Annotated in this window: 12 protein-coding genes and 10 pseudogenes; 14 read left to right on the top strand and 8 right to left on the bottom strand. The window is 57.5% G+C overall.

All coding sequences use genetic code 11. The annotated features are described in order from the left end of the window. Nucleotides 1-331 precede the first annotated feature (331 nt). From PZL22_RS27610 to PZL22_RS27595, 4 genes are all read left to right on the top strand, one after another. Nucleotides 332-2,281 (top strand): multicopper oxidase family protein, encoded by a 1,950-nt coding sequence (locus tag PZL22_RS27610; protein ID WP_127701981.1) that lies wholly within the window; start codon nucleotides 332-334, stop codon nucleotides 2,279-2,281. A gap of 27 nt (nucleotides 2,282-2,308) precedes the next feature. Then, entirely contained in the window at nucleotides 2,309-2,701 is a 393-nt protein-coding gene (locus tag PZL22_RS27605) for a hypothetical protein (protein WP_003532611.1), read from the top strand. A gap of 63 nt (nucleotides 2,702-2,764) precedes the next feature. Continuing rightward, complete coding sequence (locus PZL22_RS27600; protein WP_014528051.1) at nucleotides 2,765-4,375, top strand: tyrosinase family protein; 1,611 nt, start codon at nucleotides 2,765-2,767, stop codon at nucleotides 4,373-4,375. 128 nt (nucleotides 4,376-4,503) lie between these two features. Further along, complete coding sequence (locus tag PZL22_RS27595) at nucleotides 4,504-4,833, top strand: hypothetical protein (protein WP_015061230.1); 330 nt, start codon at nucleotides 4,504-4,506, stop codon at nucleotides 4,831-4,833. A 151-nt stretch (nucleotides 4,834-4,984) separates the two neighbouring features. On the opposite strand, the pseudogene PZL22_RS27590 reads toward PZL22_RS27595, so the two are convergent. From PZL22_RS27590 to PZL22_RS27575, 4 genes and pseudogenes are all read right to left on the bottom strand, one after another. Continuing rightward, nucleotides 4,985-5,633: pseudogene (locus PZL22_RS27590) on the bottom strand (IS6 family transposase). A gap of 327 nt (nucleotides 5,634-5,960) precedes the next feature. Continuing rightward, entirely contained in the window at nucleotides 5,961-6,926 is a 966-nt protein-coding gene (locus tag PZL22_RS27585; protein WP_127701979.1) for a magnesium and cobalt transport protein CorA, read from the bottom strand. Nucleotides 6,927-7,005: 79 nt separating this feature from the next. Then, nucleotides 7,006-7,263, bottom strand: a pseudogene (locus PZL22_RS27580) (MucR family transcriptional regulator); the annotation flags it as partial. A gap of 217 nt (nucleotides 7,264-7,480) precedes the next feature. Further along, nucleotides 7,481-7,939 (bottom strand): annotated as a pseudogene (locus PZL22_RS27575) (transposase); the annotation flags it as partial. A gap of 68 nt (nucleotides 7,940-8,007) precedes the next feature. Between PZL22_RS27575 and PZL22_RS27570 the strand changes: the two are divergent. After that, nucleotides 8,008-8,145 (top strand): annotated as a pseudogene (locus tag PZL22_RS27570) (IS5/IS1182 family transposase); the annotation flags it as partial. A 19-nt stretch (nucleotides 8,146-8,164) separates the two neighbouring features. Here the strand turns inward: PZL22_RS27570 and PZL22_RS27565 are convergent. After that, entirely contained in the window at nucleotides 8,165-8,998 is an 834-nt protein-coding gene (locus tag PZL22_RS27565; protein ID WP_284718800.1) for an IS5-like element ISRm4-1 family transposase, read from the bottom strand. Between the two features lie 77 nt (nucleotides 8,999-9,075). On the opposite strand from PZL22_RS27565, the pseudogene PZL22_RS27560 reads away from it, so the two are divergent. Then, a pseudogene (locus PZL22_RS27560) lies at nucleotides 9,076-10,341 on the top strand (transposase); the annotation flags it as partial. A gap of 15 nt (nucleotides 10,342-10,356) precedes the next feature. On the opposite strand, the pseudogene PZL22_RS27555 reads toward PZL22_RS27560, so the two are convergent. Next, a pseudogene (locus tag PZL22_RS27555) lies at nucleotides 10,357-11,118 on the bottom strand (IS256 family transposase); the annotation flags it as partial. A 711-nt stretch (nucleotides 11,119-11,829) separates the two neighbouring features. On the opposite strand from PZL22_RS27555, the gene PZL22_RS27550 reads away from it, so the two are divergent. Together PZL22_RS27550 and PZL22_RS27545 are read left to right on the top strand one after the other, a co-directional pair. After that, nucleotides 11,830-12,597 (top strand): helix-turn-helix transcriptional regulator, encoded by a 768-nt coding sequence (locus PZL22_RS27550; protein ID WP_003532599.1) that lies wholly within the window; start codon nucleotides 11,830-11,832, stop codon nucleotides 12,595-12,597. A 4-nt stretch (nucleotides 12,598-12,601) separates the two neighbouring features. Beyond that, nucleotides 12,602-12,745, top strand: a pseudogene (locus PZL22_RS27545) (3'-5' exonuclease); the annotation flags it as partial. A gap of 21 nt (nucleotides 12,746-12,766) precedes the next feature. Here PZL22_RS27545 and PZL22_RS27540 read toward each other — a convergent pair. Then, a pseudogene (locus tag PZL22_RS27540) lies at nucleotides 12,767-13,129 on the bottom strand (transposase family protein); the annotation flags it as partial. A 77-nt stretch (nucleotides 13,130-13,206) separates the two neighbouring features. Between PZL22_RS27540 and repC the strand changes: the two are divergent. The 5 genes and pseudogenes from repC to PZL22_RS27515 all read left to right on the top strand — a co-directional run. Further along, a pseudogene (repC, locus tag PZL22_RS27535) lies at nucleotides 13,207-13,508 on the top strand (replication initiation protein RepC); the annotation flags it as partial. A gap of 266 nt (nucleotides 13,509-13,774) precedes the next feature. After that, complete coding sequence (locus PZL22_RS27530) at nucleotides 13,775-14,551, top strand: hypothetical protein (RefSeq protein WP_003532595.1); 777 nt, start codon at nucleotides 13,775-13,777, stop codon at nucleotides 14,549-14,551. 163 nt (nucleotides 14,552-14,714) lie between these two features. Next, nucleotides 14,715-15,443: a hypothetical protein gene (locus tag PZL22_RS27525; protein ID WP_013845255.1), complete on the top strand. Its 729-nt coding sequence runs from the start codon at nucleotides 14,715-14,717 to the stop codon at nucleotides 15,441-15,443. A 216-nt stretch (nucleotides 15,444-15,659) separates the two neighbouring features. Beyond that, nucleotides 15,660-16,025: a S1 family serine peptidase gene (locus tag PZL22_RS27520; protein WP_324280232.1), complete on the top strand. Its 366-nt coding sequence runs from the start codon at nucleotides 15,660-15,662 to the stop codon at nucleotides 16,023-16,025. Nucleotides 16,026-16,153: 128 nt separating this feature from the next. Beyond that, complete coding sequence (locus PZL22_RS27515) at nucleotides 16,154-16,744, top strand: LabA-like NYN domain-containing protein (protein WP_003532589.1); 591 nt, start codon at nucleotides 16,154-16,156, stop codon at nucleotides 16,742-16,744. 323 nt (nucleotides 16,745-17,067) lie between these two features. Here PZL22_RS27515 and PZL22_RS31690 read toward each other — a convergent pair. Continuing rightward, a pseudogene (locus PZL22_RS31690) lies at nucleotides 17,068-17,180 on the bottom strand (transposase domain-containing protein); the annotation flags it as partial. Nucleotides 17,181-17,856: 676 nt separating this feature from the next. Between PZL22_RS31690 and PZL22_RS27510 the strand changes: the two are divergent. Next, a complete protein-coding gene (locus PZL22_RS27510) occupies nucleotides 17,857-19,662 on the top strand; it encodes a putative bifunctional diguanylate cyclase/phosphodiesterase (protein ID WP_127701508.1) in 1,806 nt (601 codons plus the stop codon). Nucleotides 19,663-19,678 lie beyond the last annotated feature (16 nt).

Raw genomic sequence — 19,678 nt, 5'->3', positions numbered from 1 at the left:
AATTTTCGAATCTTCTGTCTAGCGGATTTTGCATCCGAAAGCATTGTAAGCACGGACTCGGCGCAATCAGTAGTTTTACAGGGGTGTGCGAGACACCGCTTTGCGCTATATAGTTTGCGAGGCTGAAAAGTAATGCACCTGTAACCATCGGATGACCCTCTGGTTCTGATGGGTAACCTTCTCATTGGTGAGAAGATTGGGTCGGACAACTTCCTTCTATAAACATACGGAGATGAAGTGATCTTAGACCTCAAGCTGAGGGCCTGTGTGTGTATCACTAACGTCATAGACAATACCCGCTGTCTCGCTCTTGCACGTTTGGGAGGTTTGATTGTTTGTATCTCACAAAATTGCGCTCTTCGGTGTGGCGAGCGTTCTTTCGGCCGCCCATGTGCTATCGGCTGTTACTCAAGAGGCCCGGACTGTGAGTAACCCACCAACCTACATATTGGAGCCGATCACGAAATCGCGGGCGAAGCTGGAAACCTTCGCGCAGAACCGGGCGACCTTCCCGGGCGAGGTTCTGCTTGATATGAACGTCACATACCTCGACCGTCAGGTCTACAATCCGGCCACCGCGCGATATGACCGAGTGAGGCTCCGCGGCTATCAGGACGCCCGCCAAGCCCGCCCATCCGGTGCCGACACGCCGTTGGTCGGGCCGACGATCGATGTGCGCCCAGGTGAGACGGTGCGGATAACACTGAACAACATGCTCCCTCAGGATTCGACCTGCGGCATCGGCGGGGGCAGTGCTAATACCCCCCATTGCTTCAGCGGTACGAACCTGCATTCTCACGGTCTCTGGGTAAATCCGTCGGGCAATGGCGACAATGTGCTGGTTTCGATCCGCCCCGGCGTCGAGTTCCAATATGAATACAACATCCCCGCCGATCATCCCGCGGGCACCTTCTGGTATCACCCGCACCTGCACGGATCGACCGCATTGCAGGTGTCGAGCGGCATGTCGGGAGCGCTGATTATCCGTGGCGATCGCATGCCGACCCCGACTGAAACCGGAGATCTCGACCGCCTGCTAAAGCAGCCAGACGGCTCCGATATCCCCGAGCGGGTCCTGGTGCTACAGCAGATCCAATATGCTTGCACCGACAGCGACGGCGGCATCACCTATGATTGCAAGCCAGGGCAGGTGGGGGGCATCGAAAGCTACGATCAGTTCGGACCTGGCAGTTGGCCGGCCTCGGGTCGCTTCACCAGCATCAACGGTCAGGTGCTGGGCCAATTGGCGCCGGCGGTGGCTGGATCGATCGAGCGCTGGCGGATGATCCATGCCGGTGTTCGCGACACCATCAATTTCGAGATCCGGCGGAAGACCGGTACGGCCGCATTGCGCACGCTTACCGCGGCGGACACCCACAGATGGATTGACCAGAATTGCGGCAAGGATGCCATCCCGTATGGCGTGGTGGCCCAGGACGGGCTGACAATGGCGCAGGTGCAGATGCGGCAGCAGGCGGTGCTGCAGCCGGGCTACAGGGTTGATGCCTTAGTGGTGCTGCCTCAAGCGGGTGACTACTGCCTCGTCGATGCCGCCGCGCCGGCAGCGGCGAGCGTCAACCAGATTGCTCCGAGCCGCCGCCTTCTCGGCATAGTCACTGCAGTGGAAGGCAATGCGGTCAATGGCGAGATTGGCACCTATCTGCAGGATTGGTTGATTTCGGCGGCTGAGCGCACCATGGCGCAGGATGTTGCCGGCAAGGTCATCGACGACCTCAAGGGTGAAATGCGGCTTTCAAGTTTCATTCCCCATCCGGACATCGCACCGGGGGAGGTCACGGGCGAGCAGCAGCTGGTGTTCAACATTGATGTCAAGCAGCCGGGCGGCACCTTCTTCGAGATTGACGGTAAGCCCTATGATACGAGCCGCATCGACCGGACGCTGCCGCTTGGCGGAGTCGATGAATGGACGCTCAGGTCGGATTTCGTCAGCCATCCGTTCCATATCCATGTCAATCCGTTCCAAATCATCAAGATCGTCGATGCGGCCGGCAATGATGTCAGCGCCCTTGGTGCCAATGATGACGGCGACCCGCAATATGCGGGACTGAAGAATGTCTGGAAGGACACGCTGTGGATTAAGAATCCCGGCACCGACCCCTCGACGAGTTACACGATTACCGTGCGGACGCGCTACCAGCGCTACATCGGCGAGTTCGTCTTGCATTGCCACATTCTCGATCATGAGGACCAGGGGATGATGCAGAACGTCAGGATCACCCTGCCGGACGGCCATGGCGGCACCGTTACCGGCCATCACTAGATAGCTGATCGCCTTTTGGGAGGACATATGAGCTTCGTCGGCACTTGGAGTTATCGGAGCCTGATCAACAATCCCGACCTGTCGGCCGATTTCAGTGCCCTGGAATTTGGTCAGGGAACGCTGGTGCTAACCGAGTTGGAGCCGGGCAGGGTTGGCGGAACCATCGGCGGGCCGGGCTGGTCGTTAGAATTGACCGGCGCCGTGCAGCCGGGCGACCCGGTCGAACTGCAATTTACCGGAAAAGGCGAGGTGGCCGGAGAGACCTGGATCTACAGTTATCGCGGCTACGTCGTGCCGAACTGGCCGAACGGCGTCGACCAGAGAGATGCCATTGTCGGCAGCGTCGTCCGCGACGTCCCGCATTCGCACGGGACTGCTGCGGCCGGCTACGTCGCCTCTTGGTATGCCGTGCGGCAGTGATGTTCCACCCCTTGCCGTAGCTGCAAGACATTCTGTCTAACACCTGTTCAGGGGATAATCTCGATGACACGCACGCGATTTCTGACGGTTTCACGCCGCTCTTTCGTCAAAGGCGCAGCCGCTGCCGCTGGCACAGTGCTCTTCGCACCGAGCATTCTGCGGGCGGCGACCAAGCATAGGCGCAAGAACATGACCAGCGCCGATGGGCAGAAGGACTTGCAAAGTTATATGGATGCCGTTACCGCGATGCTGAAGCTTCCGCCTTCGGATCGGCGCAACTGGTACCGCAATGGCTTCATCCACCTGATGGACTGCCCCCATGGCGACTGGTGGTTCACCAGCTGGCACCGCGGCTATCTTGGCTATTTCGAAGAGACTTGCCGCGAACTGAGCGGCAATCCGGATTTCGCCCTCCCATATTGGGACTGGACGGCCAATCCCGAGGTCCTGCCGCCGCTGTTCGGCACGATTCTCGATCCCGTCAACAGCTCCGCCTACATTCCCGACCACAACCGCTTCCAGGACATCATGCAGGAGCCGATCAAGGCCTATTGGGACAGTCTCAGCCCCGCCCAATTGCAGCAGCAGAACCTGCGCGGCTATCCGGATTTTGATGCGCTATGGAGCGACGCAATGGCGAGCTTCGCCAACCAGCCGAACGCCCGCTTCCTGACGGCGCAGAATCCGAAACTCAATCCCGCCACCCAAACCGCAGTCGACATCGACACCATCAAGGCATCGCTGGCGCCAACAACCTTCGCCAACGACGCGGGCGCTCCGGGTCTCGCTTTCAACAGTCCGGTATCGTCCAGCCACCAGGTGGCACCGGTCGGCTTCTCCATTCTTGAAGGCCAGCCGCATAACCGCGTCCATATGAGCGTCGGCGGCCAGAGCGCTCCCTATGGGCTGATGTCACAGAACCTGTCACCGCTCGACCCGATCTTCTTTCTGCATCATTGCAACATCGATCGGCTGTGGGATGTCTGGACCCGCAAGCAGCAGGCGATGGGCCTGCCCGTCGGGCCAACGGCTGACCAACAGACGCAGTACGATCCGGAACCCTATCTCTTTTATGTCAACGCTGACGGCAGCCCGGTCAGCGACAAGACCAGGGCCGCCGACTATCTCGAAATCGGCGACTTTGACTATGATTATGAGCCCGGCAGCGGCGAAGAGGTGATCCCGGTTGCAACCGCCGGCCGCTCGGCCCCCATTCCGGCATTGGAAGCAGCCGTGTCTGCGTCCGCGGCCGTGGCCATAAACAAACCGGCGACTGCCAAGCTCACCGTTTCGCAGGAGCTCGTGGATGTTGCCGCGAAGCCTTCGGAACAGTCGCGTCAATTCGCGAAGGTCAGCATCGCGCCGCCCATGGACGTTGGCGGCCTGAATTTCCTCGTTTTCATTTCCCCCGAGGGAACGACGCCTGATCTCAACCCGGACGGACCGGATTTCGCCGGCAGTTTCGAGTTCTTCGGTGTTCGTCATCATCATACCGACACGGTCAGCTTCACCATACCGATCGACAAGGCGCTCGACAGGCTGATCGACGATGGTAGGCTCAAAGCAGGCGAACCGATCGACTTCGCCGTTGTGGTCGCGCAAGAGGGCAAGCGTGTTGAAGGCAGCATGCCGGCGAAGGCACAGCTGACCGACATTCAGGTGGGCTCGTTCTGAACCGCGCGAGGCACAGAAATCCGGGGGTTATGTTTTCGGTGATGCGCTGGTCGCAAAACATGCTCGCGGTTTCACGCTGCCTGGCACAGAGATAAACGGCAGCGCGCTGCTTGGGATTTAAGGCGGAGATGGCCGATCAACGAAGAATTGTCATCAACCTGCCGCGGGCGCCGCAGCCCGACGAGATCGTGGGGCTCAATATCGTGACCGGTCCGTTACCGCTTGGTGCGGAAATCCGCTTTCGAACCACCTCCGGCCGCCCTATCGGTTCCGCCACTTCATTCGGCAGGGCCGATCCCAAGAACCAACTGGTATTCCAGCTATCGCTTCCCGGCCGCTATCTCAATGGCTCCCGACTGGAAATCTTTGCGGACATGCTCGACGCCGGGAGCTCCTTACCACGGGCGCCGACCGAACAGGAACTGGTCTCGGTGACGGGGTGGATTGTGCAACAGTGAAGTTCCACCGTATGACCGCTCGGAGCACCAGGGCGGCTCGATCTTGGCAGGCTGTTCGATCGGAGCGAAATCGGGAGCTGTTGTTTGCCGGTTAAAAGGGGCGTGTCGCAAGCTGGCGATAGGACGCGTTGAGCCGAGATGCACCCTGCCTTCACGCTTTGTTAACCTTTTGAAGTCCGAAGAGGCGCGCGAGCAGATCGTTCTGATCGTTGCCGGTCCAGCCTCCGGCGAAGCCGAAGCCTTTCCGCAGCCACAACATCGCTTCGAAACCCGCGATCGTCCGCCGCGCCGTTTGGAAGGATTGAAAGCCGCCGATCTTCGGCATGTTCTTCTTCACTCTGAAATGGTCGCTCTCGATGCCTTGCTGCAGATGTTTGGTGACATAGTAGCGGCTCCTCCTTGAGCATTTTACGGAAGAACCGTTTGGCGGCATCGAGGTCGCGCTTTGCAGTGAGCAGGAAATCAACCGGGCTTCCGTGCTTGTCGAGATACAGATAGCGCCACCTGCCGCGGATCTTGACGTAGGTCTCGTCAATCCGGACCGAACCGCAATGGGGTCGGCGAAACTGGCGCAACCGCTTTTCGATCATCGGCGCATAGGCGAGCACCCATCGGTTGATCGTGCTGTGGTCTACTTCGAATCCACGCTCTCGGAACATCTCCTCCAGGTTTCGGTAGCTGAGCGGGTAGCGCAAGTACCACGCAACCGCCTGGACGATCAGCCACGCCTCGAAATGTCGACCCTTGAAATCGTCCTTAGACTGGCGCTTCAGCTTCTCGGCAATGGCATTCAGAATCATCTGTACGCTCCACGACACTGGAACGGTAATTTCTCAGCCGATCGTCAACATGCCGTTAACCAAGAAAATTTGCGACACGACCGGTTGACGCCTGCCCCGTCCCCGAAGCCCGCCGCCTTGATAAAAAAAGTCGATTGCAGCACCGGATTGATGCTGCAACTGGATTTGATGGACCGGAGCGTGACTCCGCTTGACCGGTAGCCGCGTTCTGATCCGCGGACAAGAGACATCCGCTATCCAAACTTGACACGTGACTTGTAGCAGCGCGAATCTGCCTCGGATCTCATGGAATGCGCTCGCCTTTCAAGCATAGGAGTTAGCACCAGCTCAGAGCCACCCGGATTTCTTGAATCGGTAGAAAAGGAAGGCGCAAAGCCCGGCAATCGTTGCAAGGACAGCGAAATAGCCGTACCGCGTCTTCAACTCGGGCATATACTCGAAATTCATGCCGTAAATTCCTGCTATTGCCGTCGGAACGGCGAGGATGGCGGCCCAAGCGGCAAGTTGGCGGGTGATGGTGCCCTGCCGCTGCTGTTCTAGCAGGTTGCTCGCCTCGAACACTGAGGTAATCACCTCGCGCAGACCATTGACCATGCCTTCGACGCGCATGACGGGGTCATGGACGTCGCGGAAATAGGGCTTTGCGTGGTCGTCAATGCACGGCAAGTCCAAGTGTACCAGCTTGCCCACCACTTCCGACATGGGTCCAAGAATGCGCTGAAACAGGATCACTTGTCGACGCAGGCGAAATATACGACGGATCTGATCGCGCTCAAGAAAGGCCACAAGCATGTGCTTTTCCATCGCCAGGACCTTGTCCTCGATCGTCTGTACGACCGGAAGATAGCCATCGACGATGAAGTCGATAATCGCATGCAGAACGTAATCTGGTCCCTTCTGCAACAGTTGCGGCGAGGCTTCGAGTTGAGAACGAAGCTGGGAATGCGCACGCGCTGACCCTTGCCTGACGGAAATGATGTGGTGTCGTCCGACGAACAGCGCTGTCTCGCCATAGGCGATTTTATCGCCTTCGAGGTGTGCGGTCTTGGCGACCACGAACAGTTGCTCGCCGTAAACGTCGACCTTCGGAATTTGCTGCGAATGGACCGCGTCCTCGACCGCAAGTTGATGAAGAGAGTAAGCCTGCTGGAGGACGCCCATCTCCTCGGCCGTCGGGGCTTGCAAACCAATCCACGCGAACTCATTGTCCCTGAAGGAAATCGGCGTGGGGGAGAGCGGTAAATCCTCTGCGCGCTTTCCGTCGCGATACATGAAAGAGGCGACGACAGGCATGCGATTTCCTTCTTGTTGCCGTGGTCGAGCTAAGAACCGCCCAATTTGATCAATCTACTTCCCGGTCCGACATGCCACCTCAGGCAGAGTTTTCAACCGAACTTCGGGCCATCTCCTTGCGACCAGATGCTGGAGGATCGATGGGCGTCGATGCCGTGTTCTTTCCTAGCCCAGACGCGCGTGCGAGTTCCGAGCGTTGTCTGGCATAGTTCGGAGCTACCATCGGGTATTCGGCCGGGAGCTTCCACCTTTCTCGATACTGCTCCGGCGTCAGAGCGTACTTTGCCATCAGGTGCCGCTTCAGCGATTTGAATTTCTTGGCATCGTCAAGGCAGACTGCATTCAGCCCCACCTGTTCCAAGAAACACAATCATTCCCTCTGCACCCGCCCCAGGGGTAGCTGAACGCAATTCAAATGTCATCATGTCCTGGAGGTCGAACGCAGGTTCTCGAACTGACGAGCACACTCAAACTCTTCGCCCTGCGGATCATGTCCCAGGGAGTGGTGTAGGTGGCGGCTGGGTCGCCGCGTTCTCCGGCATGGGCCGGGATGATCAGCGCGCCACGGCTGGCAGGCTGATGAGCGGATCATCGCTCATCTGGCTGATGGTTTCCAGCGTCATGTATCTGGCGCGCTGCACAGCCCATTCGTCGTTCTGCTCGAGCTGGATCGCGCCGACGAGGCGGACGATGGCGTCATCATTGGGGAAGATGCCGACGACCTCGGTCCTGCGCTTGATTTCGCCGTTGAGGCGCTCGATCGGGTTGGTCGAGTGCAGCTTGGCGCGGTGCTCCTTCGGGAAGGTCATGTAGGCGAGAACGTCTTCTTCGGCATCATCCATGATGACGGCGAGCTTGGGCACCTTCGGCCGGATCTGGTCGGCGACGGCGCGCCATTGGGCGCTTGCGGCTTCCGGCGTCTCCTGGGCGAAGGCGGTGGCGATGAAGGCGGAGACGACACGGCGGCCGCTCTTGCCGGCATGGGCGAGAACGTTGCGCATGAAGTGGACCCGGGGGCTGTTGAAGAAGTGCTATGTATCTGATTCAATTGAGTAGTCGTTGATTCTCTGGAGCTTCCACGATGCTCGGCCGTAAGGAACGCGATCAGCTGGAACTATACATGTGCGGCTCGCTTCGGGATCTGGTCCCGGACGATCACATATTGGTCAAAGTCGATCGAGTTCTTGACCTCTCCTGGCTACACGAAGAGGTGGCTGAGAGTCGGACTCGAAAAGGTTTCAACGATATCCATATCTTGCAAGGCGTCTGGTGAGCATGCGGATGTGGGCGATGGTGATCCACGCTTCTGCTGAAGCGACGGATTTTTCGAAGTCCTTGGCCAGTCGGCGGCATCGACCCAGCCAGGCGAAGGTCCGCTCGACGACCCAGCGGCGTGGCAGGATTTCAAAACCCTTGGCCTTGTCGGAACGTTTGATGATTTCGAGTGTCCATTTCCCGATTTTCTGCAGCCGCTTTTTGAGCTTGTCGCCCGCATAGCCGCCATCAGCGAAGACATGAAGCAACCACGGCGACCGGTTTTTGATGGATTTCAGGAGATCGGGAGCGCCGTCGCGATCCTGAATATCGGCGCTGTGCACCATGAGGCCGACCATCAGCCCGAGCGTGTCGACAATGATGTGGCGCTTGCGGCCCTTAATCTTCTTGCCTGCATCAAAGCCACGAATACCGCCGCTTTCCGTCGTTTTAACGCTTTGGCTGTCGATCGCGCCCGCTGTCGGCGAGGCTTCTTTCCCCTCCAGTTCCCGCGCCTCCATGACGAGGTGATGGTTGATCCGTGGCCAAAGACCCATTGCCCGCCATTCATAGAAATATCGCTGCACCGTCGAACAGGGCGGAAAGTCCTTCGGCAGCATCCGCCACTGGCAGCCTGTCGAAGCGATATAGAGAAGGGCGTTTAAAACATCGCGCAAATCAGTCTTGCGCGGACGACCCAGACGCCGTGGCGCAGGCATGAACGGTGCAACAAAATCCCATTCGCGATCCGTGACATCGCTTGCATATCCGCTCGTCCGCCGGACATAATTGCGCCGGGTGGTTTCAGTCCAGGCCATCGTGATCTCCATCGAATCTTTGCAAATCCGACGGAATCACAACTGGCTGAAATCACTCAATTCTTTTTGAGGCAGCCTCTGAGCTTTATGCGGCGGGCTTCGGCCGACCCGGCATCGACCCGGAAGTAGCAGTCCGGCTGATGCTTGCAGGCTTTCTTCTCGGAATTGTCCATGACCGTCGGCTGATGCGCGAGGCTCAGGTAAACATCGCTATTCGCTGGTTTATCGGCTTCGGTCTGCACGAAGTTCTCCCGGACCATTCGTCGTTGACGCGTATCCGTCAGCGCTGGGGTGCAGAACGTTTCCGAACTATCTTTGAGCGGACGGTAAAGGTCTGCGTAGCGGCCAAAGTCGCGAAGGGTGAGGTCGTTCATGTCGACGCCTCACTCATCCGGGCCGACGTCAGCTGGGAAAGTCTTGCGGTCCGCCACATAGATGCGGTCACCGACGCCAATGAAGCCGCTGAGAGCGAACGAAAAAGCCGCAAAACAGGCAAATACAAGAAAGTCTGCGTCACCGACCCTGATGCGTCCATGGCAACCAACGGGCGTAATCGGAGACTGGAGCCGGCCTACAAGCAACATGCCGTGGTGGATGATGCTTGCGGCGTAATTTTAGATGTGGAGGTCACCACAGGCGAGATTAATGAGGGACAAGTCATACTCGGTCGTCTCGACGCGGTCGCCGCGATGACCGGCACGACAATCAAAACGGCAACGGCCGACGCCGGCTATGCGTACGCTAAGGTGTTCGCAGGTATGGAGCAACGCGCGATCGAAGCCGTTATTCCGGCAAAGGCAGAGCCAATTCGTAGCCCTGTGCCTATGCGCCGCTTTCGTTATGACGCCAAGCACGACACCCTTAAATGTCCGCGCGGCAAGATGCTGAAGGCGGGCCGTGCCGTTAAACATGGGCGCTTCTTTACATCTCGCGCGGCCGACTGTCGGCACTGCGATCTGGCGCGACTTTGCCTTTCCAATGGCCGTGTGAACAAGGCGGTAGTGCTCGGCGATGACTATCCGGCACTCCTGCGAGCTCGTCGCCGAAGAGAACGATGGTCGGACGAGGACCGAGCTTTGTACCAGCGTCACCGCTGGCGCTCAGAGGGATATCACGGCGAAGCGAAGACTTGGCACGGGCTATCGAGAGCGATCCGGCGCGGCCTCATAAATATGAAAACCCAAGCCTATCTGACGGCCGCGGCAGTCAACTTGAAACGACTGGCGAGTGCTTTTCTGTCAATTTTGCTGTTCGTGTACAGCCAAGAAGCCACCAGTTCAGCCCGACATCCCTTCAGGCAAAGGAAAGTTTTTGGAATCGGCTTGTCGGTGGCTTCCGCATAGCTCCGCCGACGATTGGTTCTTCAACAGCCCCACCCGGCAGCGCTGCCAGGTCGCGCTGAGCACCTTGGTGACGGCGGCCTTCAGGCCTTCGTGGGCGTCGGAGACGACCAGCTTGACGCCTCTGAGGCCACGGCGGGTCAGCTTGCGTAGGAACTCGGTCCAGATCGGCTCGGCCTCGGAGGTGCCGACCTCCATGCCCAGCACCTCCCGGCGACCGTCGCTGTTGACACCGACGGCGATGATCACGGCGACGGAGACGATCCGGCCGCCGCGGCGGACCTTCAGGTAGGTGGCATCGATCCACAGATATGGCCAGTCGCCCTCGATCGGCCGATCGAGGAAGGCCTTGACCTTGCCGTCGATCTCCTCGCACAGCCGACTGACCTGGCTCTTGGAGATGCCACTCATGCCCATGGCCTTGACCAGATCGTCGGCCGAGCGGGTCGAGATTCCCTGCACATAGGCTTCCTGGATGACCGCCGTCAGCGCCTTCTCGGCCATGCGCCGCGGCTCCAGGAAGCCCGGAAAGTAAGAGCCCTTCCTGAGTTTCGGAATGCGCAGCTCGACGGTTCCGGCGCGCGTCTCCCAATCCCGCTCGCGGTAGCCGTTGCGTTGGGCCGTCCGCAGTGGGTTCTTCTCGCCATAGCCGGCACCGGTGGCGGCGCCCACCTCCAGCTCCATCAGCCGCTCGGCGGCAAAACCGATCATCTCGCGCAAAAGATCGGCGTCGGGGGACTTCTCCACGAGTGCACGCAGGTTCATCATGTCGTCGGTCATCGGTGGTTCCTTCGAATCAGGTTGGTGTCAGCAACCCGACCCTACCGGAGAACATCGATGACCACCGCTCCGCCGCCCGCTCACTACGGCGCTGTTAAGGGCGCGCTCGCGAGCGGCTTCGCTACCGCCGAGCTACACCACCTGTGGGGACACGACCGCCCTGCGTAAGGCCCGAGGAGAAGCCCCCTGAACCATGGTGCTCGTTGCGTGGACCTGTGAGCGCCCCTTGAGATGGCCGCTATCGGCCGGTCTACCCGATCGTCTAAAATGAAGTCGAATATACCCGTTGCCGTAAGTCGCAGGAGGGTCACAGGAGACCTCGAAGCGTCGGACACGCCGCGCGCTGTCCCAATTGGACCTCCAGCGATTTCTGCACCGCAACAATCGAACGCTCTGCACGCTTGCTGACATCTGAGCTAGTCCATTTTGAGTAGAAATAAACGGAGCGATAACTATCGGAACTGGGCGGTAATGACAATGGCGCTCGAAGATTGTATTGATAAAACATAATTAGTACCAAGTATTGAGTGACGGCGCGCTAGCCTGATCTGAACGTATCTAATTTCAGTAACGAATTAATTACAATACTGGATCAATATCGTACTGAAGGATTCTTCCGAAATATTTAGACAATGTTCTCTGTAGGAATTTTAACGCACTCAGACATCGACACAGAACCCGGAATCTATAGGGAGTGCCAGGGAGGGACAAATGTACCCGACGAGATCGACCGACTTTGAAGATAGCAACAAGGTATTGCCGAAGAAAAGCAAGATTGTAATGCTCGCAAAGAACGACCTGTTCGCCGAATGTTTGACACAGGCGATCAGCGCGCGTTTTCACGATCAGGACATCGTAAGCCTTTCCGATGCCGACGATCTCCTGGACGGCAATCTTATCGACGTAAGCCTGGTCATGCTCTACCGCCTGCCGGCGGCAGCATTCCCGTCGATCATCAGGACGATCCACGAGTTCCATCCCAAGGCCGCGATCGGCCTGATGGTGCAGAACGCGGACGAGCTTGACCCGTCGATCGCGGGTTTTGTCGACGAAGGGTCGGTCAACGGCGTCCTGCCCCTGAATCTCAATCTCGACCTATGCCTTACCGCCATCGATCTCTTGATGAAGGGCGGCGAGCATTTTCCCGCCGCTTTGCTTCGGCGCCCGGCGCCAAGAGGGCTGGCAGGGGGCGGCCTTGTCGCGCAAAAACAGGCGTCTTTGGAAGACATCGATCTAGAACGCAAGATCGACTTTGGCCAAGACCTCCTGACGATGCGCGAGACCCAGATTCTCGATCTCATATGCGTTGGCATGCAGAACAAGATCATCGCCGATCGTCTCGGGCTTTCCGAAAACACCGTCAAGGTGCATGTCCGCAACATCTACAAGAAGATGAACGTGCGCAACCGGACGGAGGCGGCGGCGCGCTACTTCCGGAGCGACGCTGATCACGCCTCGCTCCGCACACCATCGCACTAAGCGCGCGGAAAACAGCCCCTTCGACATGAAAGACCATCTGAAGGCGCCCGGCTATCGCTGGTCGGACGGCAGACGGCGGCCCGAGATCCTTGTGGATCGAGATTGCGGAAGAGCACTCGACGATGAGCTTCGGTATCTGCGGGCGGAACCAGTGGGTATAAGCCGATCCACCGGGACGGCCGCCTGCGCTATGGCCGAGCAGACCGACAATCTCGGAGACCCTCCTTGTCCGGCGCGCATAAGGGGAAGCAATCGTCGGCAGTCGGTCGGTGAACGTTTGTCGTTCACATTTCTGATGCGCGCACCGCCAGCGGCTCAACCGAAGCTTTACCGTTACGGTTTTGCCCTGGACCGGCAGACCTTGGAGGCTTCGGTTGGACCAGCCATGCCGATATCGGGTCCGCCGTCCGCAATCAGGGCAGATGCCGAAAGCTGGCCCGGCAGCGGAAACAACCCAACTTTCGTCATCTGTGAGCGCGACACCCAGAACTTTTGCCCCTCGGCCGGGCGACCATTTCATTTTCGTTCGCATACCCGCCTATAGCGGCATCATGTCTAACGGCGAGTGAACCACACAAATTGAGGAAGGCCCTAATTGAATGCCAAGCCACAGTCAGATCGATGCTCGGGCTCAGTCCGAGCGCCTATCAGGAGGATTGCGAGATCCTTGGACCGGAGAACGCCGCCGCGGTCACGGCCCGCATCCTCGAAAGGGCAGGGCACATCAACTCGGCCGGCGGTTACCTGCGCGATCTGACGCGCAAGGCTGAGTGCGGCAAGTTTTCGCGGGGCCGATGTTGATGGCCCTGATTGCGGGCGAAAGCGTTTGCCGGCGGCAGGGCGTGCTAATGGATCGCTCCCATATCCGTCCGAGGTCGGCGATGAATGGCGTCTTGAGGTGCACTCCGTAGATTGTTGGGGGTACTATCTGTGATCCCTGTAATATTCAGGGGTACTAATTTATGGTTGCAAAAAAAGTGGCGCTCTGTTAGTGTATTCAACGTGCAAGGCTCGCCCGTGAGTTGACGCTGAGGGCTCAGCAATCCGATAAAATGAACTCTCTCCAGGGAGTATAATCGACGGTCAAAGCACGTCTGCGATCTGCTGCATTCGCATGCAAATGAATCATATAGTGCCGTAAAATCTCTGCGCCACTCTAGGGATAGGAGACTGGTAAATGACTTCTGCTGCTTTGAAATTCATATCAGTAACGAAACTTCCAACAGACGATGATCTTGGGGAGCTGCTGGACAAGCTGCGGGGTGCTGCTGGCTATTCCGCGCCGCTCCGTTCTCTGGCAGACAATACACAAACTGCCCAGGTTAACGCGGGAAGCCTGACTTCCTTCACCCAGAATCTTTCTGGCGAAAACAAAGCCGACGTGCAGAACTCAACCCTTTTTGCCCAGTTAGCATCAGACAGAGCTTTCGATCGTTATAGGGCCCCCATGGACTGGTACAGAAACTATATCAATGTCCTGGGTCAGATTGGTTGGAACCAGCCAGCCTTTGCCTTTGATACCTACACATCTGGCGGTTCCACGGTAAAGCTCGACGAGGCCGTTCTTGGTATTCTCGCAGCGATTGCAACCGGAGACGAAGTCGCCATGGTGGCCGCTACGATGGAGGGGCTTAAAGGTCTTAGCGACGATTCGAAGCAAATGACTATTTGGGATGCAAAGTCCAGTGACGGCAACAACGGAAATTTTCAGATATTCCCCGTTGACGCGCTACCCAACGGTGACGTTGTGATGGTGCTTGATGGGATGCAGTTTAATGCATCCACTAGCCATGGCCGGTTCTTGTGGTGGACATGGGAGTCTACGAGCATCCGCATACAGCGAGCTGCTAACAAATTTGTGCTCAACGAAAGCGTCTATTCACAAGTTCGGCAGGCCATTATCGATAAACTCGGCGAGCGCGCCCAGCAGCTGGTCGCCGACATTCCAATTTAACGCCAGGCGCAGACTCAACGTCGTGACCGTCAAAGATGCACTGCCTTTGCATCCGGGACGGCCACGACGATCGTTGCGTGAACCGTCGTCCCACCTGGGTCCTTTGCAAGTCTGTGCCGAGAGTGCCGCTTGCGTGACGCCCAAATCAAGCATGAGGCTTATGATGTCCGTACATTTCGATGCGATCACGCTCCCTGAGCTTTCCGCGCGGGAGCGCGCACTTGAGACCGCTTCACCACCCGAGACTACCCAGTTCTCACTGGTAGGAACGGCTTCAGCGCAGATTAATGAAGGAGCACTGTTGGCTTTCGACAGCGCTCTTCCAAAGCAAATGATCGATGATATCAGCAACTCACTTCTCTTCGCACAGCTGGCTGCTGACAAACAGTTCAACAGGCATACAGCGACGGGCGATTGGCAAAGGACTTTCTTCGGCACGCTTTCAGTGATGGGATGGATAACTGGCAGCTTGAGCGAAAGAACTGAAGTTGCGGCATCACCGGTCGACTGGGCGGAGCTGATTACATCGTACATGCCGGAAAATGTGGATCAACTCGTGCTCTCCAGCATCGCGGCATCTCAACAGCTGCCCACCACAAGCAGTGCAATCCGCATATGGAGCAATGCAGCCTTGGTTGGTGACGAAGGGGTCGTCATTGTCGGGCCGAGTTACATTTCTGGCGACAACCCAAATATGGCAATCGCACTTCTAAAGTTCACATTTGAGAAAGAAGTGGCAGGTTTTTTAAGGTGGGACGTCAACTTCAACATCACGACATCGATCGTGACCATGGAACTGAACGAGAGCATTTACTCGAAAGTGCGAAACTCGGTCATAGCGAAACTTGGCAATCGTCCGAAATACCTAATCGCTAGTGTGCCGATGAAGTGAAGGGGACTCCAAAATGCCACATGTGACGGATGCTAACGTTCCACCTATAACGCAATCGGATTGCTGCAGATTCGCTTCGGCAGTCTCGGGGCATGGGGAACCGCGTTACTCATTGACGAGCGATGTCTGTTGACGTGCGCTCACAACGTATTTTCTAAGGGGCAGGCCGCAGTGTCGGCCAGCTTTCACCGCGCCTACAATTCGGAGATGCCGCCCGTGACGACCGGAGTTGAGGTGGATTGCGCTTTCATCAAGCGCGTGTTCAAGGTAGGTCATGACAGAACCTGGGACATTGCCGTCCTGCGACTGGCCGAGCCGATCTACAAAGTCCAACCGCTCCGACTTGGAGTGGTCACAGAACATCAGCAGCCTGACCCTAATTTGACTGTCGCCGGTTATCCTGGCAGCAGACATTATCGGATGTGGGAGGAACAGGAACTGGTTAGAGGTGTCGCTTGGCAGATAAATGTGAGAATGCGGCTGTTTCAGGCAGGTTTGGCATTTAAAGATGAGAATCCGAGCGACGGGATTGTCAAAACAACTGCAATTGCGAAGACGCCACCGATCGGCATGTACGGGTGATGATCTCGTCGATAGTGCTGCTGAATCGCACTTGGTTCTGACCCATCATTTGGCCGCGCAGCATTTGCAGCATCTCCGGTCCTGCCCGCTCGACGAGCCGCTGAGGGCTGCCAAGTAGAGGTTTCATTATGTTCGATCCTCGCGAGAAAATAGCGCTCTTTATCGACGGCGCCAATCTTTTCGCCGCATCCAAAAGCCTGGGCTTCGACATCGATTATTGCAAACTGCTCGAGGCTTTTCGCAACCGCGCCTACCTCTTGCGGGCCTATTATTACACGGCCATCATCGAAGACCTGGAATTCTCCTCAATTCGGCCGCTGATCGACTGGCTTGATTACAACGGCTACACCGTGGTCACCAAACCAGCCAAGGAATTTACCGACGCCCAAGGCCGACGCAAGATCAAGGGAAACATGGACATCGAACTGGCAATCGATGCCATGGAGCAATCGCGAACCGCCGATCATCTCGTGATCTTTTCGGGCGATGGTGATTTCACCACACTCGTCGAAACTCTGCAGCGCAAGGGGCGCAAGGTTTCCGTGGTCTCGACCATGTCAACACAGCCGCCGATGATCGCTGACGAGTTGCGCAGACAAGCGGATCATTTCATTGATCTGGCTTCGCTTCGCAGTGAGATTGACCGCCATCCGCGAGACCATTTGACTCGTCCAGCCGCTCCGGTTTCAGGTGAGGTCGGCGTCGACGCTGGCGCTTGAGCGAGAACGATCGCTCGCCACGTTTCTGAGCTGGTGTGCGATATCTGTCCGACACTCCCACGGCGCATAACAGGCGCAGCACGAGTAGAATGACAAAGTCGGGAGCAAGGATGTCGAGAGCCGGGAGGCGAGAAGCTTCGGTGGCGCAGGGCTGCGTTCCCAAGATTGTATCCTCACGGTAGGACAGCTGTCGGCAGTCGATCGATGATCGGCGGTCGTTCTGTTTCAGTGGCTGCTGCGCGGCAATACGAGGTCACAAAATTCAATTCGTGGGAGGACTGATAATGAATAGCTGCAAGCTGAGCCCTTCAGGCGGCGTAGTTTCAAGGCATGAGCGCGTCTATTCCGGCTCGGCCACCCACTGGCAATGCACTCAAGGGGTCTGAGTGAACGAGGTAAGCGGATCGACGTTGTTCATCATCGTGGTCTGCAGCAGCCAGCAACAGTGCTCGCGGAGGATGAGGCGTTATTGCTGCTTGGTTTCGAACAGGCGCTCCCCGAAGCAGGCTTCGGTGTCAAGCGGTCTCGATCGGATGGAAGGCGACGGTGCTTAAGCCCGTTGTTCCGAAACGCCTCAGCTGGTCGCCGTTCTTCGTTGGGGCCGACCAGGGCCGCTGTCGCGAGCGTCGAAAATCTAACAAAACTCCGAACGGATCAAAAAGAAACCCTCTATAAGTGTAGGGTTGCTTATGATCAGATCGTGCGTTGTATTATGCATTTACGGATCTGCCCTGCTCGATGGGGTTCTGCATCACTTCATGAATGCAAGGGAGCATTCCATGCTGATCTCCGCCAGCCCTACACGTTCTTCGAATCCTTTGATCATTCTTGCTGGCGGAAGCTATGAGGAAGCCTCGTCGGTCGCCCGCAGCCTTCGGGAAATCGGGTATTCGTGCGTTTGCTCTCCAGACTACCGGACCTTTGAGCAACATGCGCGCCTGGTAAAGCCGGACCTCCTATTGCTGGATAGCGATATCCATGGCGAAATCTTGAGAGATGGAAAACGTTGGGAGGAGTTTCAATCTGTTCCAATGATCCATCTCGTTTCGAGTGCCGCCGAGAGAGAGAACGCCTTTGCCGCGGGTGCGGTGGACTGCGTTGTCAAACCTGTGTTGACAGAAGAACTGCTGGCACGTGTAAAAGGCCGTCTCGACCTGCAGCAGGCGCAGAAACAGCTTGACCAGCGCAATATTCAATTCGCCACAACCCTCGAAAATATCGGCCAGGGGGTCTGCTTTTTCGACGCGGACCAGCGGCTGATTCTATCAAATCGGCGGTATGCGGAGGTATACGGCCTACCACCGGAGATGATCAAGCCGGGCATGACTTTAAGCGAGATCACCGAACTGCGCTATGCGGTCGGTGCCTGCCCGGTCGTGCCGCATGATGAATATCTGGCCTGGTGCGATGCGATCAATTCCAAGTCATCCCCGCAAGATTGGTCGATGGAGCTGAAGTCGGGCAAGGTCATTCGCGTCCATCACGAGAGGACATCCGACGGCGGATGGGTTTCCACGCACGAGGATATTACCGAGCACCGAAACGCCGAACGGCAGATAGCGCGTCTGGCGCTGCATGATCCGTTGACCGACTTGCCCAACCGCGCCGCGTTGAAGCAGAAACTCGATACACTGCTCGAGCAGCACCAAAAGCAAGGCACCCAGTTTGCGGTCCTGTGCCTCGACCTCGACCGCTTCAAGGAGGTCAATGACCTCTTCGGTCACCATGTCGGGGATCAAGTTTTGTGCCTGGCTGCCAAACGCCTTTGCGCAACTGCGGTGGGTGCATTCGTCGCGCGCCTGGGTGGCGACGAATTCATGGTCTTGGCAGAAGCTGACGCGAGCTACGCGGCACAGCTTGCCGACCTGATCATCACCATTCTGAGCGAGGACGCCGAAATCGAGGGCACCCGGATCCGCATGGGTACGAGCCTTGGCGTAGCAATCTTCCCCGCCGACGGGGACAACGCCGCCGAACTCATGGGCAATGCCGACGCAGCTCTCTATCGTGCGAAGGCTGACGGACGCGGTACGGCCCGTTTCTTCGAACCGCAAATGGATAAATGGCTACGCGAGCGGCGAGCACTGCAACGAGATCTGCAGGCTGCGATTTCTCAGCAGCAGCTGTCTATTGTTTATCAGCCACAGGCTGACATCGGCGGCGATGTCATTGGCTTCGAAGCACTGCTGCGGTGGAACCATCCGACCCGTGGCAATATCCCGCCTTCAGTCTTCATTCCGATCGCCGAAGAGAGCAGTTTGATGATCGAGATCGGCGAGTGGGTGCTACGAGAGGCCTGCCGAGAGGCAGCTGCTTGGCCACGGAAGCTTTCGGTTGCCGTCAACCTCTCTCCGGTGCAATTCAAACACGGCGATCTCGATAGGCTCGTAAAGTCAGTTCTGATCGAAACGGGACTTGAGCCAGAACGGTTGGAGCTCGAGATCACAGAAAGCGTTTTGATCGACGACCTGGAACGTGCGATCTCGACGCTGGGGCATGTGAAGGCGCTGGGTGTGCGGATCGCAATGGACGATTTCGGGACCGGCTATTCCTCGCTTTCGTATCTGCAATCCTTTCCGTTTGACAAAATCAAGATCGACCAGTCGTTTGTCCGCAACATCGGGCTTTCCCAATCTTCAGCAATCATCCGAGCCGTAATCGGACTTGGGCGCGGCCTCGATCTGCCCATCATCGCTGAAGGCGTGGAATCGACGGATCAGCTTGCATTCCTGACCCGCGAGAGCTGCGATCAGGTACAAGGTTATCTTGTGGGCCGGCCCCGCCCGATTTCGGACTATGCCAAATATGTGGGCCGCGCAGAGGACGTCGAGCAGCTTGCGCGCGTCCGGCCGGCGATCTCGGCCCGGCAAGAGCAAAGCCATGGTGCCGATTCCAGGCAAAACAGCGGCATTGGCTGAGGCCGCTTCCTAGAGT

The organism is Ensifer meliloti (assembly GCF_030064585.1).
Lineage (GTDB): Bacteria > Pseudomonadota > Alphaproteobacteria > Rhizobiales > Rhizobiaceae > Sinorhizobium > Sinorhizobium meliloti.
The sequence above is the reverse complement of the archived record's forward strand: the minus strand, read 5'-3'. Positions and strand labels throughout refer to the sequence as shown.

What these genes read in the sequence shown, in the direction of transcription:
- PZL22_RS27605 (WP_003532611.1), top strand. Translation starts at nt 2,309, where the DNA reads ATGAGCTTCGTCGGCACTTGGAGTTATCGGAGCCTGATCAACAATCCC.
- PZL22_RS27595 (WP_015061230.1), top strand. Translation starts at nt 4,504, where the DNA reads ATGGCCGATCAACGAAGAATTGTCATCAACCTGCCGCGGGCGCCGCAG.
- PZL22_RS27525 (WP_013845255.1), top strand. Translation starts at nt 14,715, where the DNA reads ATGTCCGTACATTTCGATGCGATCACGCTCCCTGAGCTTTCCGCGCGG.
- PZL22_RS27600 (WP_014528051.1), top strand. Translation starts at nt 2,765, where the DNA reads ATGACACGCACGCGATTTCTGACGGTTTCACGCCGCTCTTTCGTCAAA.
- PZL22_RS27550 (WP_003532599.1), top strand. Translation starts at nt 11,830, where the DNA reads ATGTACCCGACGAGATCGACCGACTTTGAAGATAGCAACAAGGTATTG.
- PZL22_RS27530 (WP_003532595.1), top strand. Translation starts at nt 13,775, where the DNA reads ATGACTTCTGCTGCTTTGAAATTCATATCAGTAACGAAACTTCCAACA.
- PZL22_RS27515 (WP_003532589.1), top strand. Translation starts at nt 16,154, where the DNA reads ATGTTCGATCCTCGCGAGAAAATAGCGCTCTTTATCGACGGCGCCAAT.
- PZL22_RS27565 (WP_284718800.1), bottom strand. Translation starts at nt 8,998, where the DNA reads ATGGCCTGGACTGAAACCACCCGGCGCAATTATGTCCGGCGGACGAGC.
- PZL22_RS27585 (WP_127701979.1), bottom strand. Translation starts at nt 6,926, where the DNA reads ATGCCTGTCGTCGCCTCTTTCATGTATCGCGACGGAAAGCGCGCAGAG.